The sequence below is a fragment of the Nonomuraea sp. NPDC003201 genome (genome assembly GCF_053590415.1).
This window is the reverse complement of sequence record NZ_JBSFTC010000755.1, coordinates 1-1,281: the sequence shown is the minus strand read 5'-3', so window position 1 is coordinate 1,281 and position 1,281 is coordinate 1. Positions and strand designations below refer to the sequence as shown.

Genomic DNA, 1,281 nt, shown 5'->3' with positions numbered 1-1,281 from the left:
TGGGCTTGATCCGGTTTGACGGACATCCGAGATCAGGGGCTCGTCCCCGGAAGGATGTCCATGATGGAGAGCATGGGGAAGAAGAAGCCGCGTCCTCGCCGCTCGTTCACGCCGGAGTTCAAAGCCGAGATCGTCGAACTGTGCCAGCGCGGTGACCGCTCGGTCGGGCAGGTGGCCAAGGACTTCGACCTGACCGAGACCGCGGTGCGGCAATGGGTCCGCCAGGCCGAGGTCGACACCGGCCAGCGGGACGGGCTCACCAGCAGCGAGCGGCAGGAGCTGGAGGCATTGCGGCGGGAGAACCAGCGTCTTCGCCAGGACGTCGACGTGCTCAAGCGAGCGACGGCTTTCTTCGTGAGGGAGACCCGGTGAGCGTGCACCCGTTCATCGAGGCGGAGAAACAGGGCGGCCACAGCGTCAAGCGGGCGTGTGAACTGCTGGGAGTCTCCCGTGCCGCCTTCTATGCCCGCCGCAGCCCGATCCCTGGGCCGCGTGCCGTGCGCGATGCCGAGTTGGCCGAGCGCGTCGCTGAGGTGCACGCGCGCTCGCGGGGCAGCTACGGTGCGCCCCGGGTGCACGCGCAACTGCGCCAGGACGGCGAGCGGTGCGGTAGGCGGCGGGTGGCCCGGCTGATGCGCGAGCTCGGTTTGGTCGGACGGTATCGGCGGCGCCGGCAGCGGACCACCATCCCCGACCCGGGCGCCGGCACTCGACCGGATCTGATCGGCCGCGACTTCACACCCGATGCGGCCGGACTCGATGCCCGCTGGTGTGGTGACATCACCTACATCGCCACCGAGGAGGGCTGGTTGTATCTGGCCACCATCATCGACATCGCCTCGCGCCGGGTGGTCGGCTGGGCGACGGCGGATCATCTGCGCACCGACCTGGTCGCCGATGCGCTACGCCAGGCCTGGGCACGCCGCCGCCCCACCCGATCGGTGATCTTTCACTCGGACAAGGGCTGCCAGTACACCAGCGCCGACTACACCGCTCTGGCCGAACGGCTCGGGGTGCGACTGCCGGTCGGTCGAACCGGTCAGTGCTGGGACAACGCGCTGGCCGAGTCGTTCTTCGCCACGCTCAAGGGCGAACTCCTCGGCGATCGCCCCTGGCCCACCCGGGCTGCCGCTCGCAGCGCGATCTTCGAGTTCATCGAGGGCTGGTACAACCTCCGTCGACTACACAGCAGCCTGGGCTACCGTAGCCCTGCCGACTTCGAGGCAGCTCACGCAGCCTGAGCACCACAACGATGGTGTCCGTCAAAGTGGAACAAGCTCA

At 68.5% G+C, this 1,281-nt stretch carries 2 protein-coding genes; both read left to right on the top strand.

Going from position 1 to position 1,281, the window contains the following annotated elements; translation table 11 throughout:
* The first annotated feature begins 60 nt into the window (after positions 1-60).
* A complete protein-coding gene (locus ACWDX9_RS63405) occupies positions 61-372 on the top strand; it encodes a transposase (protein ID WP_449973470.1) in 312 nt (103 codons plus the stop codon).
* Entirely contained in the window at positions 369-1,241 is an 873-nt protein-coding gene (locus ACWDX9_RS63400) for an IS3 family transposase (protein WP_449973469.1), read from the top strand. The genes ACWDX9_RS63405 and ACWDX9_RS63400 overlap by 4 nt, the downstream gene beginning before the upstream one ends.
* The last annotated feature ends 40 nt before the right edge of the window (positions 1,242-1,281 follow it).

Excerpts from the sequence above, each read along its gene's own strand:
- ACWDX9_RS63405 (WP_449973470.1), top strand. The coding sequence starts at position 61 with ATGATGGAGAGCATGGGGAAGAAGAAGCCGCGTCCTCGCCGCTCGTTC.